Annotated in this window: 3 protein-coding genes; 1 reads left to right on the top strand and 2 read right to left on the bottom strand. The window is 49.4% G+C overall.

Features of this window, described 5'->3' with window-relative positions:
• Positions 1-408 (bottom strand): IS110 family transposase (locus F3H12_RS12965; protein ID WP_149679027.1); only part of this gene is annotated, 408 nt, incomplete at its 3' end.
• Between the two features lie 322 nt (positions 409-730).
• On the opposite strand from F3H12_RS12965, the gene F3H12_RS12960 reads away from it, so the two are divergent.
• Positions 731-1942, top strand: coding sequence for a cofactor-independent phosphoglycerate mutase (locus F3H12_RS12960; RefSeq protein ID WP_149679731.1), 1212 nt, complete (start codon positions 731-733; stop codon positions 1940-1942).
• A 121-nt stretch (positions 1943-2063) separates the two neighbouring features.
• Here the strand turns inward: F3H12_RS12960 and F3H12_RS12955 are convergent.
• Positions 2064-2174 (bottom strand): transposase (locus tag F3H12_RS12955; protein WP_149677403.1); only part of this gene is annotated, 111 nt, incomplete at its 5' end.

Genomic DNA, 2174 nt, shown 5'->3' with positions numbered 1-2174 from the left:
GTACCTTCCGTCCTTCACCAGCATGGCTATGGTCTTAGGATCTTTCAAATCATTCTTTGTCGGACTGTTATCGTCCAGTTCCTTCGTACATTTCACATGGTATGGATTAACTATCGCTAATTTATGCCCCCTTCCTTTGAGATGGTCTGCAAGTGTGAACCAGTAGTGCCCGGTTGGCTCAAAACCTACTATCGCTTCAGTTTTCTCTGTACGCTTCATAATCTCATTCATCCACTTATCCAGGCTTGCATAGCCTTCTGCATCGTTGCTGAAGCGCAGTAGCCTTCCCAGTTCAACCCCCCTTATGTCGATCGCTTTGGCATAATGGGTCTCTTTCCCTACATCTATGCCTACGATCATTGTGTCAATTTTCATTTGCATGATCTTATCATTCTGTGTTACTCTCATATTAACGGTCTCCTTTGTAATTTAGATTTTGATGCCGTCCGCACTTACGAGCTTTGGCACGTTTCTATTTTACAGGGAGGCCTTTTCTTTGTTCAAAGTCCATTTCGTTTTATTACAGGAATACTCGCAATGACAACAAAGGTACGGCTTGCGGGCGTAATGAGATTGCCGCGCTGCGCTGACGCTCCGCTCACAATCACACTTAGAGCGGCCGGATGAGCAAAACCCGTTCAGCCGAAAGAATTTGCCAAAGAAATCCTGATTCTGCTATAATCAACTGTATTGATGCCTTTTTAACCTTACAGGAAACAAGGTGATTGAAGTGAAATACATCGTACTGCTGGGCGACGGCATGGCCGACTGGCCTTTGGACGAATTAGGCGGCAAGACACCCTTGCAGGTAGCCCACAAACCCAATATGGACACCCTGGCGAAGCGCTCGCTGATGGGCATGGTGAAAACCGTTCCTGACGGGATGCCTGCCGGAAGCGACGTGGCCAACCTTTCCGTATTCGGTTTCAACCCCAGGGAGGTATACACCGGCCGTTCACCACTGGAGGCCGTCAGCATGGGTATCAGGCTTTCGGATGACGATATCGCCCTGCGCTGTAACCTGGTGACCCTGTCCGATACGGCAGCATATCAGGATGCCACCATGTTGGATTACAGCGCCGGTGAAATCACAACCGAAGAGGCTTCGGAACTGATTCAGGCCATTGCGCAGGCACTGAACCGTGAAGGACTTTCCTTTTATCCGGGTGTCAGCTACCGGCACTGCCTGGTCTGGAACAAGGGCCCGCTGGATTTGGAACTGACACCGCCCCATGACATCTCCGGAAAACCAATCCGGGAGTATCTCCCAAAAGGCAAAGGCAGCGAGGTCCTGCTGGATCTCATGGTCAAAAGCCGGGACATCCTCAAGAACCATCCCGTCAATATCAGGCGGATGAAAAAGGGGCTGAACCCGGCAACCTCCATCTGGCTGTGGGGCCAGGGCAAAAGGCCGGCGATTCCCCTCTTTATTGAAAAATACGGACTTTGCGGCGCTGTCATATCTGCAGTGGATCTCATCCGCGGCATCGGAAAGGCATCCGGCATGCATACTGTTGAGGTTCCCGGCGCCACGGGCAATATCCATACCAATTTCAAAGGGAAGGCCATGGCAGCCCTGGACGAACTGAAATCAGGCAGGGATCTGGTTTACATCCATGTAGAAGCCCCCGACGAGTGCGGGCACCAGGGACTTGTTCAGGAAAAGATCCGTTCCATCGAACTGATTGACCGTGAGGTTCTCGGAACATTGCTCGATGGCCTTGAAGGCAGCGGGGATTACAGCATCCTGATCCTTCCCGACCATCCCACCCCGATTGCCATCAGGACCCATTGTTCCGATCCCGTTCCCTTCATGATTTACAGAAGCGGAAACCCTGTGGTGGATGAAAACGCCGTATACACTGAAGCATACGCTTCCGGTAAAGATCTTCTGATTGAGAAGGGATACACCCTGATGGACATGTTTCTTGGGAATCGATAAAGCAGAACAGAACAAAAATGGTTCTACGTCAATTGTTGGGGTGGAACTAGTAAAATGAAGTAGCTTATGCTTTGTTGGCAGATGATCAATTTTGGTCATCTGCCAATTTTGAATATAAGAGCTAAGCCATAACATGAAGTATCCTGTTTCTGAACCTTGTGAAATTTCTTATCCCATAGGCATTTCGTTTGATCACTTTAATCTTGTTGTTGACACCTTCCGTGAAACCATT

The sequence above is a fragment of the Thermoclostridium caenicola genome, from assembly GCF_900142095.1.
Classification (GTDB): Bacteria; Bacillota; Clostridia; order DSM-8532; family DSM-8532; genus Thermoclostridium_A; species Thermoclostridium_A caenicola.
This window is presented reverse-complemented; position numbering and strand designations above follow the sequence as displayed.